Source organism: Methanocalculus pumilus, assembly GCF_055382585.1.
In genome coordinates this window covers 787348-807747 of sequence record NZ_AP042393.1, presented here as the reverse complement: position 1 = coordinate 807747, position 20400 = coordinate 787348, and the positions used below count along the sequence as shown (strand labels likewise).

Sequence of the window (20400 nt, the reverse complement as noted above, 5' to 3'; positions counted from 1 at the left end):
ATTTAGTTAAAATAAGTTATTTAATTCTTTCAATCAACCTCATATAATCTGGTCTTTTCCGGAGATAGAATTCCATATTTGCTTAATGGGAAAATGGTGATAGTTTATGACTTTATTGAAAAAGACTGCATTATCATTGTGTATGTTGATGGCGCTCATGCTCCTCATCATGCCAGCAGCAGGAGCCACTGCTACTACTGAGCTCCATATCGTAAAGTATGCTTCTGACGGTGAAACCGTTCTGAATGAAACAACAAAAGAGTATACCTGGCTTGAAACAAACCTGGACGTCCTTGGAGATGGGACAACACATTATTTCCACCAGGGTCCTGTCTTTGAGGGAGATCCATGGAATCCCGATGAAGATGTAAATCTCAAAGATCAGGGTGCTGTAAAAGGGACAGATCTCGCGGATATCTGCGATCTTGTCGGCGGGATGTCAGCTGGTGAAACGGTAAAGGTCATCGCTGACGATGGTTTTTCAAAGACATTCCCGTATTCTGTTGTGTATAATCCGGAAGCCAGACAGGGACCGATAGGAATCACATGGTACCTCGATGGTGATGGATATGTCCCGGCCTATTCCAGCGGAATGAAAGTGATCTTCTTTGCAGATGACGGTGTCTTTGGCGTCAATGATATGAAAGAGACCTTCCCGGAGGAGTACTGGTACTACTATGAACCGGGCATCCCGACCACAACAGGTCTCTCAGTAAAATACGTTAAAAAGATTGCTATCATGAGCAATGAAGATGCACCTGAAGACTATAAGGATACGCTCTTTGATGATACCCTTGAGCTTCAGGATGAGACCTTCCCACTTGAGGCAACATCCGAAACCGTTTACAATGTTGAGCGCCTCACCCCACTTGGTGCACTCGATGCAACAGGTCTTGACCTCACTGTCAATGACAAATCATTTGGCACAAAGGGGATCCTCCTGCTGGATGGGATCGGGGAACATCTCTTTGACAAAACGGCTGGGACAACATGGATCTGCGATGTTAATGGCCAGACCCTTGACGACTTTGGCAACTATGAAACTGAAGGACTCAACATCTATCAACTGAATGATGGAGATGTCGTCGAATTTTTCTTTGGTGTAAAACCAGTCACCCCCGAGACTGCAACCGCATATGTTAGAATAGAAGTCTCAGTTGGTGGCGGCAGTACACCCGAGGACTGGACACTGGAGCTTGAAGGTGAACTCAGTGAAACGATTTACAGAACTTACTTTGAGAGCGCAATTGAATGTTCTACCCTCCCACATGGTGCAACCTATGAAGATGAAGATGGAAATGTCTGGAGCGGAATGCCGCTCTGGTGGCTTGTCGGCTATGTGGATGACGACAACAAACATGGAAGCGAAGCATTCAATGACGCACTTGCGGAACAGGGATATTCGATAAAGGTAATCGCCGGAGATGGGTATAGCATTAATTTCCAGAGCGCGGCAGTAGCTCGAAATAACGACATCATCGTTGCAAACAAACTCAACGGAGAGCCACTGCCGGCAACCATCGGAGAGAAGAACAAGCCCTGTTTCCCGCTCCAGCTTGTTGGAGCAGATGTATCCAGCGGGCAGAAGATCGGCAATATCGTAAAGATTGAGCTGGTTGGACTGCCACAACCACAGACCGAATGGACAATCACGCTGGATGGTGCGTTCAGGAGGACTTTCACACAATCTGAATTTGAAGAGGGGGTTGGTTGTGGTCATTCCAATCACTGGACAGACAATGACGACAATGTCTGGACCGGTATGCCACTGTGGTACCTGATCGCAGTGGTTGACGATATCAATGCAGACAATCACTGGAAGTTCAATGACGCACGGGTAGCTGATGGGTACACCGTTACCGTCACTGCTGATGATGGTTACTCAAAAAGCTTTGCAAGTACCGATATCGCTAGAAATAACGATTATATCATCGCAAACAAGGTGAATGCAGCCCCACTGGATGAACACTATCCACTCAGGCTGGTTGGATCTGCACTGACAAGCGGAGGACAGCGTGTTGGCAATATTGCATCAATTTCGATCTCCGGTCTTCCGGAGGAGCCTTCGGAAGGCGAATGGGTCCTGACCCTGAAAGGCAGACAGATCACTGCCAATATCAGCCAGAGCCTCTTTGAAGAGGAAGCTGCCCAGAATGCTGTAACCTACGATGATGGCATCAGCGTATGGACCGGGATACCACTCTGGCGTCTTGCAGGGCTTGTCGATGATGACAAGATGAAAGGATCAAACTTCTTTAATGAAGAACTTGCCGAGACCGGGTACACGGTTATCGTCTCATCCGGCGGCGACTCACCCTATAGCAAGGATTTCACCAGCCAGGAGATAGTAGAGAGCAAAAACAACTATATTGTTGCGAATACAGTCAATGGAACAGCCATACCCGGCAATGCGTTCCCACTCCGCCTTGTTGGGGATGGAGCAAAGGGGAGCAAGAGCGTTGGAAATATCGAGACGATTGAGCTGACTGAATTTGATACACCAACTGAAGCACCAGCCGTACGCATTGTAAAATATGCACCAGACGGGGTCACCGTTATCAATGAGGTGGAAAAGGATTACCTCTGGATGAAGGAGAATCTCCCCGTAATTGGTGGAGACGATGGCGTAAGACTCCGTTTCCAGGGTCCGACCTTTGATCCGGATGATCTCTGGAATCCTGCCGAAGACAAAAACCCAGGTAAAGTCGATGAGGTAGTACGGGGAACAGCCATCAAAGATCTCTGTGATCTGGTTGGCGGAGCCCCCGAAGGCAGTGAAATCATCTTAAGAGCCTCTGATGGCTATATCATGAAGCTTAATGACACGAACGTGAACTCGCCACTTGAACGCCAGGGTGAGGCCATCATCGCATGGTGGACAGAACGCCAGGGATATGTCCCTGATTACACAGATGGATACCGCCTCTTCTTTAACACACCTGATGGCATCTTCGGAGCAGACGATATGCGCACAACGCTGAAAGAAGAGTACTGGCATTACTACTGGTCCGACGGCATCCAGTACCCATCAGCCGCAGGTTGCTCAAACAAACACATCTCAACCATCGAGATCCATACCGGAGCACGTGAAGACTGGACACTTATCCTGAACGGCGCGATTTCAGACGAAATATCACGATCCTACTTTGAATCAGGAAAGGCATGTGCCTTGGCAGGAGACAGCCATTACGGCATCTACACCGATGATGATGAGAATGTCTGGTCAGGAATGCCTCTCTGGACATTGGTCGGCTGGGTCGATGATGAGAACAAGCATGATTTTGGATCTGATCCTTACCGTGATGATCTTGCAGATGAAGGATACAATGTAACCGTCATCGATTATGGTCCGGATGGAATCAAAGGAACCGAAGATGACTTCTCCGCAACATTCCACAGCACCTTTGTGAAAAGAAATAACAATATCATCGTCGCCGATGAAGTAAACGGCCAGCCACTCCCGGCAGATGGAGAGAAACCAACGTGGCCCCTCAGGCTTGTTGGATCTGCACTCACCTCAGGTAAACAGCGTGTCGGCAGTATCGATGAGATTGAGTTGACCGACCTTCCTTCGCAGATTGAGGCAGATGATCTCATTCAGCTCAGAGAAGGCTGGAACTTCATCTCAGTACCAAAGAGACTATCGAGTGGAAACAACACCGCTCAGATCTTTGCTTCTGTAGATACAATGGACAGAAGTATCTGGGAATACAATTCCGCACTGAAGCTCTGGAAAGCAGTCAAACTTACTGATCAGATCACGCCACTGAATGGATACTGGATCTACTCGGCTGATGAATCGGAGATCGCTCTTCTCTATGATGATAACCCCGTCCAGACCCCCCCAACAAGGGAGCTCTACAAAGGATGGAATGCTATCGGCTTCTCAGGTCTGGAACCAGCATCAGCACGGGACACACTCCTTTCACTTGGAGATGGGTGGACGCAGGCGATCGGCTATGATCCGGTGAACCAGAAGTACGAGACTGCTATCATCCGGGGCGGATCCGGAAGTTACAGTGACACACAGGAGATGTATCCCACACATGGATACTGGGTCTACCTGACCGGGAATGGAGAGCTTGCAAGCCTCTGAATGTTTAAGGTGTAGTATGAAATCCAGAAAACTCATTTTTTTACTTCTCTTCAGTATCATCATCGGAGCAGCATCAGCAATTCCTCCTCTTCCAGCTGAATTTTACGGAAGCGTTACAATCGATGGAATTGGTGCACCACCGGGAACTGTCATCACGGCCAAGATCAATTTCAATGAACGCGGTTCATTTACCCTCACAGAATATGGAGCCTATGGAGAAACCGGGATAGCCGGTTCGAGGCTTATCGTTCAGGCAACAGAAGATGATATCGCATCAGGAAATCCCATAGTGACCTTCTGGATCGGCAACCTCAAAGCCGAACAGGAAATACCATTTGAGAGCGGGACGACAAAAGAGCTTGATCTTACATTCTCCGGTTCGGGAGAGCCGGATGATCAAACTCCGGTTGCATCAGGTGAATCATCCTTTGATGCAGGAGGGATCCAGATACAGGATATTGGGGATGCACAGCAGGTAACCATCAACCTGCAGCAGACAAATGCAATTGTAACAACAGAAGGCAACAGTATCCTAATGCAGAATGTTGGTAATGGCTGGGAGCAGATAACAATCCAGACAAACGGCACTCCAACAGACGGATCTCAATCAATCACCGGGCTTGTTGCAGGAATAACTGCAACAACAACTCCCCTCACCGCATCGATTGATACTACTGTCGGAACAGGAGCAGCTGAGATCGAGATGGATCTCAGCAGAATGCCACCTTCCGATGCAAAAATTTCATCCACCATCACAAAAGAGCCTGATTCAAATGCACGAAGTGGCTTTCTCCTGACAGCCCAGCAATCAGGACATGGAATCCTTGATGTTGCATATGTCCTGAACATTCAGAAGACCAATGTAGCAAATGCCGGAGATGGTGGGCTTATCCAATCCGCAAAGATACGAATGGCGGTGAGTCCTGCCTGGGTTACTGCAATGGGGGGGGTTGAACGTGTCGTTATCATGCGCCGGGCAGATGATGGAAGCACCTCATCACTCGCAACCACCATGATCGGCACCAATAATGCCGGGGATTTCATTTTTGAAGCCAACTCTCCGGTTGGTCTCTCCTCATTTGCTCTTATGGGGCTTTCCGTTCCCGGAGGGGGAGGGAGTCCAGGTGGCGGCGGATCCTCATCAACGCCATCATCCGGGTTTGTATATGAAACACAACCTGTCACACCAATACCAACGGAACCGGTGAGCACCCAGACACCTGAGGCTGAGCAAACCTCAGAGGAAGTAAGCCCGGGACTACCTGAGCAAACAGCAGCTCCGACACAGCCACCTGAACCAACCCCCACAAACAACCTGCCACTATCTCCCCTTATCCCGATAATGGCACTGGGATTACTCTTTCTTGTGAGGAGGAGGTAGGGATTCATTCATCCTTTTTTTGCATTGCCAGATACCTGGTATAAGTAACAGGTGTTTTCATGACAAAAACCATTAAAACACTATTTTTTTGCCTTATTATTATAGCCGGGCTTTGTATTTCGGTTTGTTCTGCCTCAACAACCGAGGTTCGCCTTGTCAGATATGCAGCAGATGGAATGACAATTCTTAATGAAAGAGTGGTGGATTACAAATGGATGGAATCCAATCTCCCGGTTCTCGGGGACGGATCTACACACTACTTCCATCAGGGGCCAATATTTGAAGGAGATATCTGGAATCCTGCTGAAGACGAAAATCTGAAAGATATGGGTGCCGTGAAAGGAACAGATCTCCGGGATCTCTGTGAACTCGTTGGAGGGATGTCTGAAGGAGAGACGGTTACACTACGTGCGTCTGATGGTATGAGACGGACATTTCCCTATGCAAATGTCTATAATCCAGAATCCCGCCAGGGACCGATGGGAATCACATGGTATCACCACGAAGATGGATATGTGCCGGATTATCAGACGGGTATGCGTCTCATCTTTTTTGCAGACACCTCAACCAACCCGGAAGGAAAAAATGTTTTTGGTGTCGCTGATAAAAGAGAGACGTTTCCCCAGGAGTACTGGTATTTTTATAATGGACAGTACCCAACAACAACCGGACTTTCGGTTCAGTTCGTCAGTGAGATAATTATCAACAGCGAAGCCGAGCCAACCGGATCCATTCAGATTGATAGTGATCCAATTGGAGCATCAGTCTATCTTGATGATCAGGATACTGGCCGATACACACCCTGTACACTGACAGATATTGAGACAGGAATGTATACCGTCTCTGTTCGTCTTGAGGGATATGAGATCCCGGATGAGAAATGGATAACGATCAAACATAACGAAGTGGAAATGGTGATTTTCAACCTGACAAAGATTGGCGGTACTGTTGAAATATCTTCGATCCCAACCGGTGCACAGATCTTTCTTGATGATGAAAATACAGATCTCCTGACAGATGTTGTGTTGGAATTGGTTGATCCTGGCGAACGAACCATCACCCTTGTCAAGGAGGGGTACGAAAACGAAACCTTCACCATCGATGTAATTGAGGATGAAACGATTTTCATCGATGCTATCTTCATCCCGCGATCCGAAAGGACAAAAAATGCAACTGCCATCTCGTCAAATGAAACCGCGATCCAAAAACCCACTATAACGGGTCTTTCCGGCGATGAACCTGATATTACCAGTCAGGAAGATGGCAGTCAGGAGACTGAAGATAGCATAATCGAAGAGCAGATCGAAGATCAGGGTTTTTTCGGCTCGATCATCTCATTCTTTGGTACTTTATGGAGCGGCTTACTCTCCATTATTGGTTTTGAAACAGGGACTGAAGAAAAGACCGTTACAAACCCCCAGATAGAAGTTGAGGAGGTCACAATCGAAACTGAAAATGAGACAGAATCTGAACACATAGAAAAAGTCAATCGAAACCGTTCAGGAGGTCTCTATATAGAATCGTATCCTCAGGGAAGGGAGATTGTACTTGACAACAGGAAAACGGTATACCACACGCCCATTGTCCTTTATGGTATCCGTGAAGGATTGCACAACATCAGGTTTGAATCAAACAGCAAGTACGATGCCACTCCAAACCAGAGAGTATGGGTTCACGCTGATGCCATAATGCCTGTCAGGATCGATACGATTGGACACAGGCATCTGAGGAGCATTACGATAGAATCCAATGATTTAGACGGAGAACAATTCACGGTAAACGGCATATATCCTTTACATACTCTGCCCGAAACTATTGAGCTGGAAGGAGATGGGGGATGGATTACCATTCATTGTGATAATGCGTACTATTCCATTTCCATACCTGATCGAATAAGGGACAGTGAGACATTTACAATTCAGATGGATGAGAGTGCAGAGGCATATCTGCTGATTGAATCAGATCCCCCTGGGGCTTCTGTCTTCATCAATGGCTTCCCTCTTGAGGAGAAAACTCCTGCAGTTATAGAAAATCTCAGCCCTGGGAAACATCGTATTGTGGTTTCAAAGCCAGGATATCTTCCGGCAAGCGATGAAATTACCATTCGGCCAAAAACAACTGGATCTGCTGGCACCATCAGAACAAGCCTGACTCCATATGAGAGCGGTTCACTCTCAATAAATAGCACACCAACAGGACAGAGAATCTATCTTTACGAGAGATATACCGGAGAGACGACCCCGCATATCTTTGAACATATGCGGATTGGAACCTATGAAGTAAAGATTCAGGGTCCTGATGAAACAATCTCACGAATGATGACTGTGATTCCAAACGGATTGACAGAATGTATAGTATAAAACCAATTTGAGTGATTCTTATGATTCAACACCTAAACAAAGCAACTCTGCTCATACTGCTCCTGCTGATAACCACGGGAGTGGTTCATGCAGCACCCACAACAAGCGTGTATGTGGCAAAGATTGCACCGGATCAGACAACGATACTGGATGACATCACAGTTGATTACCAATGGATGGAGGCACATCTCCCTGTACTTGGAGATGGAAAGACACGATACTATCACCAGGGTCCTGTCTTTGACGGAGATAAATGGGACCCGGAAGAGACGACAAACTTCAAGGATCGTGGAGCTGTGAAAGGAACCGATGTCAAGGATCTCTGTGACCTTGTCGGAGGTGCAGAACCCGGGGACGACATTATGATCCGGGCAACTGATGGTTACCATGTGGTTTATCCATATGTCAACGTCTATACACCCAATCCTCGTCAGGGGCCAATTGGTATCTGCTGGTATAATGGAGCTGATTCCGGAGCTGGTGAGAGGCAGGGGACAGGATATGTTCCTGACTACTATATGGGTATGCGGGTTGTCTTCTTTGCCGATAACTCAACAAATGCCGATGGGCTGCATGTGTATGGAAATTATGATATGCATGAGACTCTCCCTGATTCAGCACAGCATTTCTATGATCTCCTACCATCAACCAGTGGGCTTTCTATCAAATGGGTCGATGAGATCCGGATTTACCAGGGAGGTTTCACCGGTGATCGCGGGAGCCTGGCATCATCGCTGATAGAGAAGCCGGTGCCCAAAGCGGCAACTCCCGCCCCGACAGAGACTCCAATCTCAATGATCGTGGTCTTTGGAGGAGTCTGTATCGGACTCTGCATTGCATTGCGCAGGACGTGAGCCAATGCAAAATAGCACTTTATTAATTTGTACCGTACTGATCGCAGCACTCTCCATATGTGGTTGTATGAACGCTCCCGTTGAACCGACCGATGATCGGATCTGGAATCTGACCCTCATTGGTGATACTGAAGAGGTGCTCACTCTCCAGGAGCTCAGATCGCTTCCCTCTGTCGAAGGATATGGATATGGCATCTCCACCGTTGGGATCAAAGTGGGTCCAAATACTTATCGTGGAGTTCTGATCAGCGATCTTATCGAGAGGGTCGGAGGTATGGGGCCGGAAGATCTCGTCTATATTTCTGCAGATGATGGCTACCTCTGGGTGTTTGGTGCGGACCAGATCAAGGGAGATGGTTTCATGACACTGAATGAAGATCTCAGAGAGATCCCGTCTCCCGGTCTTTCAGTGATATGTGCATATGAGCGGGATGGCGACATAATTGATGAAGAATGGGGAGGGCCTCTCAGGGTGATCATCATCTCGAATCAGGAGAATACCATCGTCGAAGCAAGTTCGTGGGTAAAATGGGTTGATACCATTGAGGTTAAGCGGCGGTGAATAATGCGGCTCCTGCTGCTTTGTACTGTTTTCCTCCTGCTTTGTGCCGGATGTATGGATCAATCAGACGAGGAAGTGACAGTCCGGGTCGTCTCAGCAGGCAGTATGCTTGTTCCTCTTGAGGCAATTGAAGAGGCATACGAGACCCTTCATCCTGAAGTTGACATTCAGGTTGAAGGTCATGGGAGCATCCAGGCAGTCAGGCAGGTCACTGATCTGAACCGCAGCTTTGATCTGGTGTTGGTAGCTGACCAGGCCCTCATTCCGGATATGATGTACCGGGCGATGGATGGGGGAAACGGTAACTATACAGATTCATTTGTTCCTTTTGCGACCAATCAGATCGTGATCGCCTATACGGACAAGAGCAGGTATGCTGATGAGATCACCCCGGATAACTGGTATCAGATCCTAGCAAGACCGGAAGTTCACATCGGTTTTTCAAATCCCGTGCTTGATGCGTGTGGATACCGGGCGCTGATGGTGACAGCGCTTGCCGGGGAGTATTATGGCGATGATGGACTCTTTGACAGGATGATCGGAGATCATATTAAACCGAGGGCAACTGTAGAGAGATCCGGGGATAGTATCTCCATAATACTTCCGGAACTCCTGCTCCCGGAAGGTGACAAAGTGAGCATACGATCAGGGAGCATCTACCTCTTAGCACTCCTTGATGCCGGGGGTATTGATTATGCATTTGAATACAAGAGTGTGGCACGCGATCACGGCCTTCACTGGATAGATCTGCCTCCGGAAATCGATCTCTCGGATCCACACTTTCAGGATAATTATAAAAAAGTCCGGGTGAATCTCGGATATCAACGTTTTGAATCGATTGGAAATATCCGGGTTGGGGAGCCGATCGTCTATGCTGCGACAATTCCAAATTGCGCAGAGAATCCAGAGCAGGCTGAGCATTTTCTGGATTTCATGATCGGAGCTATCCAAAAAGGGCAATATGGTGGCCCTGAACCATTGTAATTACCTGAGTCTCCCCGGGCTACTCTCCATCTCCATTCCGGCACCTCCGCCTGAATACCCAGAGAAGAGTTCCGGCAGCAAGAAGCAACAAAATTCCTATAATAAGATACAGAAGAGACGGGTGATACGCAACTGAAAAGGTGGAGCCTGCTCCAGGACCAATATACACCACACTGTCTCCGGTCTCTGGTTTTTCGAGGATGCCCCAACCTTCATTCACCACACCCTCTCCCCCCTCAAATCCATCGGTTTCGAATTCCATTGCTTCACTGGCACTCTGCGAGGCGCCGGCACCCACACAACAGGCAATAAGCCAAACAAAGAGTGTTAACCAGAAGATTCTTTTTGTCTGCATCATCATATCAGATCATACTCCATTGATCCATATCGGATCTCATGCCAGATACCCATCCATATACTCCAGAAACCGCTCAACCGTCTTCGTTGAGTACGGTCCCTCCTCATATGCCGTCATCAGGGTAAGCTCCCCCCTGAAGGTATAGGCCACAACTAGGAACCCATAGGGCCAGCAGATGCAGGGGATGAAATGGAACCGTTCAAGGGAGAGGGCAGTACCGTCTTTTCCGGGCATGGGAAGATAGTCCTCCGGGCTGATGATTCCCAGGTTTGCAAAGACCGGGTTCTTCTCGCCATCTGTTCTATATCGATCGATCATCCCGTCAAAGAACGCCTCCACCGAATCCATCCCACCGGCATAGATCTTGTCATAGAAATAAATGCAGCCCGGCCCGATCCTGCCGTCCTTCCGGTTCTTCATGAGGGCTGTCACTTCGGGGAGAATATCCAGAAGCCCTGCCCCGGCTTCAACCTCAAGTGTCACCTCAAAGGCAACCGAGAGGTTCATCGGCGGGAGGCGTTCCTTCCCCGGCAGGAGGCGGCGCATGTCTGCTGATGTCAGGATGCCACGGGGAGCGCCGCGATCTGCTGGATCATCCCTGATCGCTAAAAACGCCAGAAAGAAACCAGCAATCAGGACATCATTGACGGTGGCTCCATACTCCTTTGCAATCGCCCTGATCCGGACAAGGCGATCCGCCGGAAGTGTCCGGTATGCAGCTCGCTGCGTACCCCGTCCGACCCATTCGGCCGGGAAATGCCAGCGGTCAATGAAGGGCTCTTCTTCTGCAATCGCCAGCCTACACTCCTCTTTGGTAAAGAGGGAGAGGACGCGATCTGTGGTCCGGTCATAGCAGCCGGTGGAGGGGGGACAAAATCCGGGATCCTGCATCACCCTCCGGTATACCGAACAGAGATCCTCAGCCATCGTGAGGACACCCTTTGCATCGCAGAACCCATGGTGGCAGGTAACACAGATGGTATCGCCACCAGTTCCCCGGTACACCGTCACCCGGATCTGCGGGCCTGCCCGGACGTCAGGAGGCTGGGGGAGAACGGCAGGCGGAGGGGCGTTGGACCCGCCGGAATGAAGAACAAACGCTCCTCCCCACTCCTCTTCCCCGATCTCCTCCCAGACCGGTTGCCCATCAACAACCGCAAATCTCGATCTGATATAGGGATTTGATCCGATCAGCCTCATTGTCGCAGTCTTCAGTATATCTTCATCGACTTGTGCGTCAAAGCTGAGGACGACGGTCATCGCCGGGTCATAAATCTGTTCGAAGAGGACATTGAAGAGATCAAATACAGGTGCGGGGTGGTGGGGGGGAGGAGGAGTCATCACCTGAATACTTCTCCCCATGATGTTATGGTTCTTTTCAAGGGAGGGTAGGAGAAGATATGCAACCAGAGAGAAGGAGGGGATGAGAGACCGGATCTTTTTTCACTCACCGGTTCCATCATTTGCTGATGAACGATGACGAGGAGATTCTCCGGAAAACTGTCCGGCATGCCCTCAGGCTCGGGGCGGACGTGGCAGGCACAATCCCGGCAGCCATGCTCAAAAACTGTCCATCAGCCGAGGCAGACGGCAACCAGGGATCAGTGAGAGATCAGGGAACCTACATCATCCTCGGGCTCTTCCATGATCCCGCCACGCCGGAGATGGATTACTGGGAAGAGGGGCGTGGTACACCGGGGGATCGGCAGCTTGGAACGATCGGGAGATCGATTGCCGGGTGGCTGAATGAAACACACGGGATCACTGCGGAATTGATCCCCTACCAGCTCTATGACGGCGGGATCTATCTCAAGGATGCCGCAGTACTCGCAGGAATCGGCATCATGGGGAGAAACAACCTCGTGCTGGTGCCGGGATTTGGGGGGCGTATCAGGTTCCGGGCAGTCTGGGCGGATATCGAATCCGATCCACCAGGACCAGTCGATCTCACAAACCCCTGCCCTGAATGCCCCGGGTATTGCATCAGCACCTGCCCGATGGGGGCGTTTGAGACCGGAACATACAGCCGGGAGCGGTGCATGCAGCGGATGGATGCAGATAAAAGCAGAGACAGCGGGAGAATAGACCACTGCCGGGCATGCGAGCTCGCCTGCCCCTAACGCCCCGCTGCTCTCAGCTCCTCAAGCTTCGCGAGCACCTCTTCAACATGCCCCTTCACCCTCACCTTCCGCCAGATATGGGCAATCTTCCCATCGGGATCGATGATGAAGGTGCTCCGTTCAACCCCCATATACTCCCTGCCGTACATCTTCTTCTGCTTCCAGGCGCCATAGGCCTCGATCACCAGGTGCTCTGGATCTGAGAGGAGGGAGACGGTAAGCTTCTGTTTCTCCGCGAAACGACGGTGGCTTTCGATCGAATCCGGGCTGATCCCAAATACCGGCGTATTATCACGGGCAAACTCCTCCATCGCATCCGAGAAGGAACGTGCTTCAAGGGTGCAGCCTGATGAGTTATCTTTTGGATAGAAGTAGATGACCACAAAGACACCCCGCTCCTCTGCAAGGCATACCATATGCTCATCGATATCAGGGAGGCAGAAATCCGGAGCCTTCATTCCAACCGTAAGTTCAGACATGTGAGACTCTGGCATCGATCAGAGGATAAGCATATCGCCGGATCGTAACCGGGAGCATATATTTCTCCCATCCAGCCCAATGTATACCCACGATGAGAGAGAGCCCCGAATTTGCATGGAAACAATGCCTGATCGTCAGGGACGACGTGAAGATGAGCTGCGGGAAGAAATGCGCACAGCTTGCCCATGCCGCCGTCGGCGCCTATGAAAAGGCCACTGCCGCCTCGAAACGTGCCTGGATGGATGAGGGGCAGAAGAAGGTCGCCCTGAAGGTGAGCGGGGAGCGGGCGCTCTATGAACTGAAGGTGGTCGCAGAGGCAAACGGCATCCCCGCATGCATCATCCAGGATGCAGGTCTGACCGAGATTTCGCCGGGAACCGTCACCGCCCTTGGCCTTGGACCTGCAAAATCCGAACTCCTCGACCGGGTCACCTCAGATCTGAAACTGCTATGATGAAGAGTCCCTATCCCCTGGAACATGAGCTTCAGATGAGGTACTATGGAGACGACCATCCTGGTATCGGGGGGAAGTTGAGATCCTCACCTGAAGACTTTGTTGTCGAGGAGATCCCAAAACCATTCACCGGGAGCGGGCCGTACCTGATCTGCACCGTCACCCGCCGTTCATGGGAACACCAGCATGCGATCCAGGAGATCGCAAAGCGGCTTGGGATCAGCAGGAAACGTATCGGCTGGGCCGGCACAAAGGACAGAAACGCCGTTGCCACCCACTATATATCACTCTACAAGGTCGAAGAAGAACAGGTCAGGGGACTCTCTTTCAAGGATATGGAAGTCGAGCCGGTCGGCCAGCACCAGTTCGGCCTCTCGCTTGGGGATCTTGAAGGGAACCGGTTTATCATCAGCATTCGCGGCTGTGAGAGGGAGAACCTTGCCAATCTTCCCGGAATAACAGAGACCGTACAAGCTGGGATCCCAAACTACTTCGGGCTCCAGCGGTTCGGGGCCCGGAAACCTGTCACCCACCGGGTCGGATCGGCGATCCTTCGCGGCGAGTACCGGGAGGCGGTCGATATCTACATCGGCGATCCCTTCCCAAATGAAGACGAGGAGGTAAAAGCGGCACGGGCGGCATTCAGGGAAACAGGTGATGCAAGGGAGGCATTACATGCGCTCCCGGTCAGGCTTGGGTTCGAACGGGCGATGCTTGATCATCTCTCAAAACATGAAGGCGATCACAGGGGAGCACTCAAAGCCCTCCCCCCGAAACTGCTCACCATGTTCGTCTCTGCATGGCAGTCCTACCTCTTCAATGCCGCCATCTCGGACCGCTTCGACCGCAGCCTCCCCCTGCATGAGCCCGAAGCGGGAGACACCCTTGTCTACTTAAACGGGAGATCCGACCGTGTAACAGAGAAGAACCTCCCGACTGCGCGGCAGCATATCAAACGGGGTAGGGCGATGATTGCGGCATTCATGCCGGGCGGAACATCAATTTCAAACCCCGGCCCGATGGAGGAGTATATGCTCAGGCTCTCAGAAGAGGCGGTGATCGGATCAGGTGCATTCAGGGAAGCGGCAGGTTACCTGGAATGCGCATTTGAGGGATCGATCAGGCCAATCGTGCTCAGAACAGAGATACACGCAGAAACTGAAAGTGACACTGCCCGGCTCACCTTCACACTCCCCCCCGGCCACTATGCAACGTCAGTCTGCCGGGAGTTCATGAAGAGCGATCCAATATCACTCGTCTGAACCCCGGTGCCCGGGTAATTCACAGAAAATTCAGCGGGAACGGGCGATCTCCCGGGCCCCGGCGATCGCATCCTGGAGATTACCGATCTCATCAACGAGCCCGATCTCAAGGGCCTGTTCGCCACGGATCATACGTGCATCTTCGATAGATTCACGGGTGATATTCCGCTGGCTGCTGATATCCGCAAAAAGCCGGTTGAAACTCGCATCAACGAGACTCTGGGCGACATCTTCCTCTTCAGTTGTCAGCCCGCGATACGAATGGGTCATATCCTTCATCTCACCTGATTTTACGACGTCGATCTCAAGCCCTTCTTTCCTGAGCTGATCGCTTGTATCATAGAAGATCCACATCACCCCGATACCGCCGGTCATGGTATCATGGCTTGAATAGATCCGGTCAGCATACGAGGCAACATAATATGCACCAGAGGTTGCAATATCGCCCATCGAGACGACAACCGGCTTCCGCTCCTTTGCATAGATGATATCCCGGATGATCTCCTGGGCTGCTGCCGGGGTGCCGCCACCCGAATCGATCCTGAGCACGATCGCCCGTATCAGGGGATCGTCAGCTGCCTTTCGAATCTGGCTGCCGACATATTCACTCCCGGTGTAGCCGCCGGCTCGTGCTTCTCCGGTGATCATCGTCCCTTCAATTCTGACCACCGAGACATCGGTCCCGCCAATGGGATCGATGAGGCTGAAGATACCGACAATGGCAAAGATGCCAAGTACAAGAAAGAGAAGAATAAGGCCTCCTTTTTTGAGCTGCCTGATCCTCTGTTGCTTTTTTATCTGACGTTCAATGTAATTCATGATTTAGCGGGATAGAGTACATCATATTCGGTGACGAGGTTGGTGCCGCAGAGATAATGGGTGCGGAGTTCAAGCCGGATCATCTCATCTTCGGTCTCGATATGCATGCCACCGACAAGTGAAGGCGTATCATCGCCGCCGACAATGAAGGGCAGGTGGATGAGCCGTATCTCATCGACAAGGCAATTGTGCAGCATATGGTAGTTCAGGGTTGGTCCACCCTCAACCATCATCTTCCGGACACCATACTGCTCATAGAGTATCTCGAGGAGAAGGGGGAGATCCACTTCGGTCTCTCCGCAGACAACAACCTTGGCACCTGTTGCCCTGATCGCATCTATCCGTTCGCTGGATGCAATCTCCGAGACAGCAATCACCGTCTGTGCATCCGGCTTGAAGATATTGGCAGTGAGCGGCAGATCACCCCTGCTGTTTGGGATGACGCGAATCGGGCTCTTGCCGGGAACTTTCCGGACCGTCAGAAAAGAATTGTCGATCCGGATCGTGCGGGACCCGACCATAATCGCGTCGCATTCTGCCCGTGTCGTATGGAGAAGGGTCTCTGTCTCTTCTGCCATATATTTCATCAGGATCTTGCTCGATGCATCCTTTTTTAATGTCAGCTTACCATCTGCGGTGATCTCGGACATCATCAGGACCTGTGGTTTTTTTGGATGCGCTCTCATACTGATCCTCTCGATTGATATATCTCTTTGAATACCTTAAGAATATAGGGTTAATCACAAGCGGGTTTGGTGAAGAATGAACATAACCACATTACGTCCACACTGCATCCGGTATCTTGAACCGATCGCAAACCTCTGTGTACGTCTGGGTCTCTCTCCAAACCAGATCACCGTACTTTCGCTTATTTTCGGTATTGGGTGTGCTGTCTCCTTTGTTAATCAGCAGTTCATCCTGGGATCCCTCCTCCTCTTCATCTCCGCAATCCTCGATCTCGTTGACGGGAGTGTCGCGCGTAAAACCAACCATGACAGCAATTTCGGCGCGGTTCTCGACTGGATTGTCGACAAATATATCGATGTGCTAGCACTCCTTGGTGTCGGACTCTCGGGAATTGCCATTATATCAGGGTTCACCACGCTCCCCCCGATAGCGGATTTCGGGGTTGTTGCACTCGCCATCATCGGCTCCATGATGAACACCTTCATCAAGCCGGTCGTCTATGCGGAGGTCGGCTATTCAGACCGTGTCTGCGGCAAAATTGATGATCCGCTTGAAGGGGTCGGGTTCTTTGGAAGGCCCGAGACCCTGCTTGTGCTGATCCTCGGCGGCTTCACCGGATTCATCTGGGTCTCGGTGATCATCATCGCGATCTGCACAAATCTCTCGGCAATCCAGCGGATCATCTATCTTTCAGGAAGACTTGCCTGATATCCCGGATATACTGGGAGACCAGCTTCTCTGCCAATACCCCAAGATCGGGGATTAAACGGAAGAGGCCATAGGCGATTGCTATCAGGACGACAAGTGCAAGAAGCTCGCAGAAGACATTGTGTGCCCAGAAGAAGCTTTCATACCCGTAATTTCCATTTCCAACAAGATCAGGCAGCCAGGGGTACCACTGGCCGGTATATGCCATGATCACATAGGCATTCCTGAAGAGATTCAACAGGTAAATTGTCGGTGCAATCAGGAGGAATGAGAGGATCTTCTGGCGGGTTGTCGTCGGCACCATATTTGCAACCGCGAGCATGATCGCAATGCTGGTGAGTCCGGTGCATCCGAGGATGATCTCGACACGGAACCCGATATCAAAACCAGGTATCGATCCTGCCATGATCGTGTTCCATTCATAGAGGGTCACCGGATACCTGAGAAGATCCAGTACCCAGACCGTCTGGTGGACGACGACTGCGATCAGCCAGTTCTTCAATGGCTCATAAAATCCAAATGGCGCATAGATCAAAAAGGAAAAGGCAGCCGCCCTCGTCAGGCTTCCTACAACTGGATCCTTCATCAGAAGCCGCCGGGCCGTGAGATATACAAACGGTACCGAGAGGATTCCAAGGATCGGATAGAGGAAATTATTGATCTGAAGAAAACCCGGCAATTCAAGAAGGAGGAGAAGGGATATTGATGCCCAACCGACTATCCCTGCATACCAGTTATACCTGTGTGGCAGGAGAAAAATGAAAAAGCCAATACAGGAGAGAAGAACCAGGTATTCATTCATTATATTGTATTTGTCAGTTGATCAGAAAAAGGATGAGGAAGAAGCCATTCACGGGTCCCGGATGGCGGAGTCTTTAAAGATCCAGAACATATACTATAGTCATGCGTTTCTGCCCAGAATGTAAGAGCCTGATGATCGCCAGATCCGGAAAGATGCATTGCCGGAGATGTGACTATTCTGAAGAGATCACCGATTCCGAATCTCTCAGGATGACAAAAACCAGAGTGGAGAAAGAGATCGTGATCGTTGACGAAGATGATGCCATCCCAACACTCCCAACCTGTGCTATACGGTGCCCGCAGTGTGACCATAACGTCGCGTACTGGTGGCTCAGGCAGCTCCGGTCCGCGGATGAAAGTGAGGTCCGGTTCTTCCGGTGTGTCTCCTGTTCCCATACCTGGAGACAATACGATTAGAATAGAGCGGAATTCCATTACTTCAGCACAATCGGGGAGATAAATAAAAACCCTCCCCGGGATTCCCGGGACAAAATCCCAAAATACCATGTTTTTATATGATGCCGGAGAACCGGATCTATAATTCTACACAATTAATCATGTCAATTTGGAGGAACCATGTCCGAGAAGCAGGTGACATTGAGCACAAAGAAGTACATGCCTGATCCTAAATACAGGAAAGAGGCATGGTGCAAGGATGCCGAGCACGCCTACCAGGGATATATAACTGATCCGGATGGATTCTGGGCAAGAATAAGCCATGAGCTTGAATGGTTCCAGCCCTGGGAGACGGTGAAGGAATGGAAGCATCCCTTTGCCCGGTGGTTCATCAATGGAAAGACCAATATAAGCTATAACTGTCTGGACCGGCATATCGCCGGCCACCGGAGGAACAAGGTCGCAGTCTTCTGGCAGGGAGACGACGGATCGACCCGTACCCTGACATACTGGCAGCTTCTCCGCGAGGTTGAGCGGTTTGCAAACGGCTTAAAGAGCCTCGGTGTCGGGAAGGGGGATACCGTCTGTATCTATATGCCGAATGTCCCCGAGCAGATCATCGCCATGCTCGCCTGTGCACGTATCGGTGCAATCCATTCCGTTGTCTTTGCCGGATTTGGGTCTGATGCCCTGCATGCACGTATCACCGGTGCCGGTGCCAGGGTCGTGATCACCGCCGATGCAAGCATCAGGCGCGGAAAGACGATTCCCCTCAAGCCGATCCTTGAGGAGGCGCTGATCAATGCGACAACGGTTGACCATGTTGTTGTGCTCAGGACACAGAGCCCCAAAATCACCCTCCTGTCAGACTTTGAGAGAGATTTCTATGAGCTGATGGAGGAGAGCGAAAAGAACTGCGCACCCGAATCTATGGATGCAGAAGATCCCCTCTTCATCCTCTATACCTCCGGAACAACCGGCCAGCCAAAAGGTATCGTGCATACAACCGGCGGGTATATGGTCGGGACATACTATACAAGCAAGTACGTCCTTGATATCAAGGACTCCGATGTTTACTGGTGTACTGCAGACCCCGGCTGGATCACCGGCCATTCCTATATCGTCTATGGCCCCCTCCTTGTTGGTGCGACCATCTTCATCACCGAAGGCACCCCCGACTACCCGGATGCCGGGATCTGGTGGAAATATATCGAGAAGTTCGGGATCTCTATCATGTATACCGCACCGACCGCAATCCGGATGTTCATGCGGTTTGGCGAGGAGTATCCAAACAGATACGACCTCTCCAGCCTCCGCCTCCTCGGGTCAGTCGGAGAGCCATTGAATCCCGAAGCATTCGAGTGGTTCTACCACACAATCGGAAAGGGCAAACTCCCGATTGTCGATACCTGGTGGCAGACCGAGACCGGGATGCATATGATCACCACGATGATCGGAGAGCCGATGAAGCCCGGATTTGCAGGAAAGCCGATCCCCGGTGTTCTCGTTGATATCGTCGACAAGGAAGGAAATCCGGTTCCGCCGGGTATCTCCGGGCAGCTGATCATCAAGGAACCCTGGCCGTCGATGGCGCGGATGGTACACCAGAATGAAGAGCGGTACCGGATGTACTGGAGCGGACCTGAGGATACCTTCACTGCAAGCGATCTTGCTGTCCGGGATGAAGAGGGGTATATTATGATCCTGGGCAGATCAGACGACCTGATCATCGTCTCCGGCCATAACATCGGAACAGCGGAGGTCGAGAGCGCGCTGGTTGCACACAAGGCCGTTGGAGAAGCGGCGGTCGTCGGGATACCTGATGAGATGAAAGGCAACCGGATACTGGCGTTTGTTCTTCTGAGGGAAGGGTTCATCGAGACCCCGAAACTGAAACAGGATCTCCTCTACCACGTGAGAATCACCCTCGGCCCGATTGCAATCCCCTCCGAGATCAGGGTTGTCGACTCGCTCCCAAAGACAAGGAGCGGGAAGATCATGAGACGGGTCCTCCGTGCACAGGAACTTGGTGAAGATCCAGGTGATCTCTCAACCATCGAAGAGTAACAAGATCACTT

18 protein-coding genes are annotated in these 20400 nt (G+C 50.8%); 12 read left to right on the top strand and 6 right to left on the bottom strand.

All coding sequences use genetic code 11. The annotated features are described in order from the left end of the window. Positions 1-142 precede the first annotated feature (142 nt). From ACZ44I_RS04320 to wtpA, 6 genes are all read left to right on the top strand, one after another. Positions 143-4096 carry a molybdopterin-binding protein gene (locus tag ACZ44I_RS04320; RefSeq protein WP_464548428.1) on the top strand — a complete coding sequence of 1318 codons (3954 nt, stop codon included), beginning with the start codon at positions 143-145 and terminating at the stop codon, positions 4094-4096. A gap of 16 nt (positions 4097-4112) precedes the next feature. Further along, on the top strand, positions 4113-5477 hold the full coding sequence (locus tag ACZ44I_RS04315; RefSeq protein WP_464548430.1) for a hypothetical protein: 1365 nt from the start codon (positions 4113-4115) through the stop codon (positions 5475-5477). Between the two features lie 59 nt (positions 5478-5536). Then, positions 5537-7837, top strand: coding sequence for a PEGA domain-containing protein (locus ACZ44I_RS04310; protein ID WP_464576591.1), 2301 nt, complete (start codon positions 5537-5539; stop codon positions 7835-7837). 20 nt (positions 7838-7857) lie between these two features. Further along, positions 7858-8691, top strand: a complete 834-nt coding sequence (locus tag ACZ44I_RS04305; protein ID WP_464548432.1) for an argininosuccinate synthase — start codon at positions 7858-7860, stop codon at positions 8689-8691. 67 nt (positions 8692-8758) lie between these two features. After that, positions 8759-9253, top strand: coding sequence for a molybdopterin-dependent oxidoreductase (locus ACZ44I_RS04300; RefSeq protein ID WP_464548434.1), 495 nt, complete (start codon positions 8759-8761; stop codon positions 9251-9253). A 54-nt stretch (positions 9254-9307) separates the two neighbouring features. Further along, on the top strand, positions 9308-10237 hold the full coding sequence (gene wtpA, locus ACZ44I_RS04295) for a tungstate ABC transporter substrate-binding protein WtpA (protein ID WP_464548435.1): 930 nt from the start codon (positions 9308-9310) through the stop codon (positions 10235-10237). A gap of 19 nt (positions 10238-10256) precedes the next feature. Here the strand turns inward: wtpA and ACZ44I_RS04290 are convergent, their stop codons facing one another. Beyond that, entirely contained in the window at positions 10257-10598 is a 342-nt protein-coding gene (locus ACZ44I_RS04290) for an LPXTG cell wall anchor domain-containing protein (protein WP_464548437.1), read from the bottom strand. 33 nt (positions 10599-10631) lie between these two features. After that, complete coding sequence (locus ACZ44I_RS04285) at positions 10632-11936, bottom strand: condensation protein (RefSeq protein WP_464548438.1); 1305 nt, start codon at positions 11934-11936, stop codon at positions 10632-10634. Between the two features lie 128 nt (positions 11937-12064). On the opposite strand from ACZ44I_RS04285, the gene ACZ44I_RS04280 reads away from it, so the two are divergent. Then, positions 12065-12715, top strand: coding sequence for a hypothetical protein (locus ACZ44I_RS04280; protein WP_464548440.1), 651 nt, complete (start codon positions 12065-12067; stop codon positions 12713-12715). Here ACZ44I_RS04280 and bcp read toward each other — a convergent pair. Next, positions 12712-13194 carry a thioredoxin-dependent thiol peroxidase gene (bcp, locus tag ACZ44I_RS04275; protein WP_464548442.1) on the bottom strand — a complete coding sequence of 161 codons (483 nt, stop codon included), beginning with the start codon at positions 13192-13194 and terminating at the stop codon, positions 12712-12714. The genes ACZ44I_RS04280 and bcp overlap by 4 nt on opposite strands. Positions 13195-13286: 92 nt before the next feature. On the opposite strand from bcp, the gene pth2 reads away from it, so the two are divergent. Together pth2 and truD are read left to right on the top strand one after the other, a co-directional pair. Further along, positions 13287-13649 carry a peptidyl-tRNA hydrolase Pth2 gene (gene pth2 / locus ACZ44I_RS04270; protein ID WP_464548444.1) on the top strand — a complete coding sequence of 121 codons (363 nt, stop codon included), beginning with the start codon at positions 13287-13289 and terminating at the stop codon, positions 13647-13649. Beyond that, a complete protein-coding gene (gene truD / locus ACZ44I_RS04265) occupies positions 13646-14911 on the top strand; it encodes a tRNA pseudouridine(13) synthase TruD (protein WP_464548446.1) in 1266 nt (421 codons plus the stop codon). The genes pth2 and truD overlap by 4 nt, the downstream gene beginning before the upstream one ends. A 30-nt stretch (positions 14912-14941) precedes the next feature. Here the strand turns inward: truD and sppA are convergent, their stop codons facing one another. Continuing rightward, positions 14942-15730, bottom strand: a complete 789-nt coding sequence (gene sppA, locus ACZ44I_RS04260) for a signal peptide peptidase SppA (RefSeq protein ID WP_464548448.1) — start codon at positions 15728-15730, stop codon at positions 14942-14944. Beyond that, positions 15727-16416 carry a dihydrofolate reductase family protein gene (locus tag ACZ44I_RS04255; RefSeq protein WP_464548450.1) on the bottom strand — a complete coding sequence of 230 codons (690 nt, stop codon included), beginning with the start codon at positions 16414-16416 and terminating at the stop codon, positions 15727-15729. Before ACZ44I_RS04255 ends, sppA begins: the two co-directional genes overlap by 4 nt. 76 nt (positions 16417-16492) lie before the next feature. Here ACZ44I_RS04255 and ACZ44I_RS04250 point away from each other — a divergent pair, with 76 nt between their 5' ends. Next, positions 16493-17125, top strand: a complete 633-nt coding sequence (locus ACZ44I_RS04250) for a CDP-alcohol phosphatidyltransferase family protein (RefSeq protein WP_464548452.1) — start codon at positions 16493-16495, stop codon at positions 17123-17125. On the opposite strand, the gene artA is transcribed toward ACZ44I_RS04250, so the two are convergent. Beyond that, positions 17097-17927, bottom strand: coding sequence for an archaeosortase A (gene artA, locus ACZ44I_RS04245; protein ID WP_464548454.1), 831 nt, complete (start codon positions 17925-17927; stop codon positions 17097-17099). The genes ACZ44I_RS04250 and artA overlap by 29 nt on opposite strands. Positions 17928-18028: 101 nt before the next feature. Here artA and ACZ44I_RS04240 point away from each other — a divergent pair, with 101 nt between their 5' ends. Next, positions 18029-18343: a transcription factor S gene (locus ACZ44I_RS04240; protein WP_464548456.1), complete on the top strand. Its 315-nt coding sequence runs from the start codon at positions 18029-18031 to the stop codon at positions 18341-18343. Positions 18344-18502: 159 nt separating this feature from the next. Continuing rightward, positions 18503-20389, top strand: a complete 1887-nt coding sequence (acs, locus tag ACZ44I_RS04235; protein ID WP_464548458.1) for an acetate--CoA ligase — start codon at positions 18503-18505, stop codon at positions 20387-20389. The last annotated feature ends 11 nt before the right edge of the window (positions 20390-20400 follow it).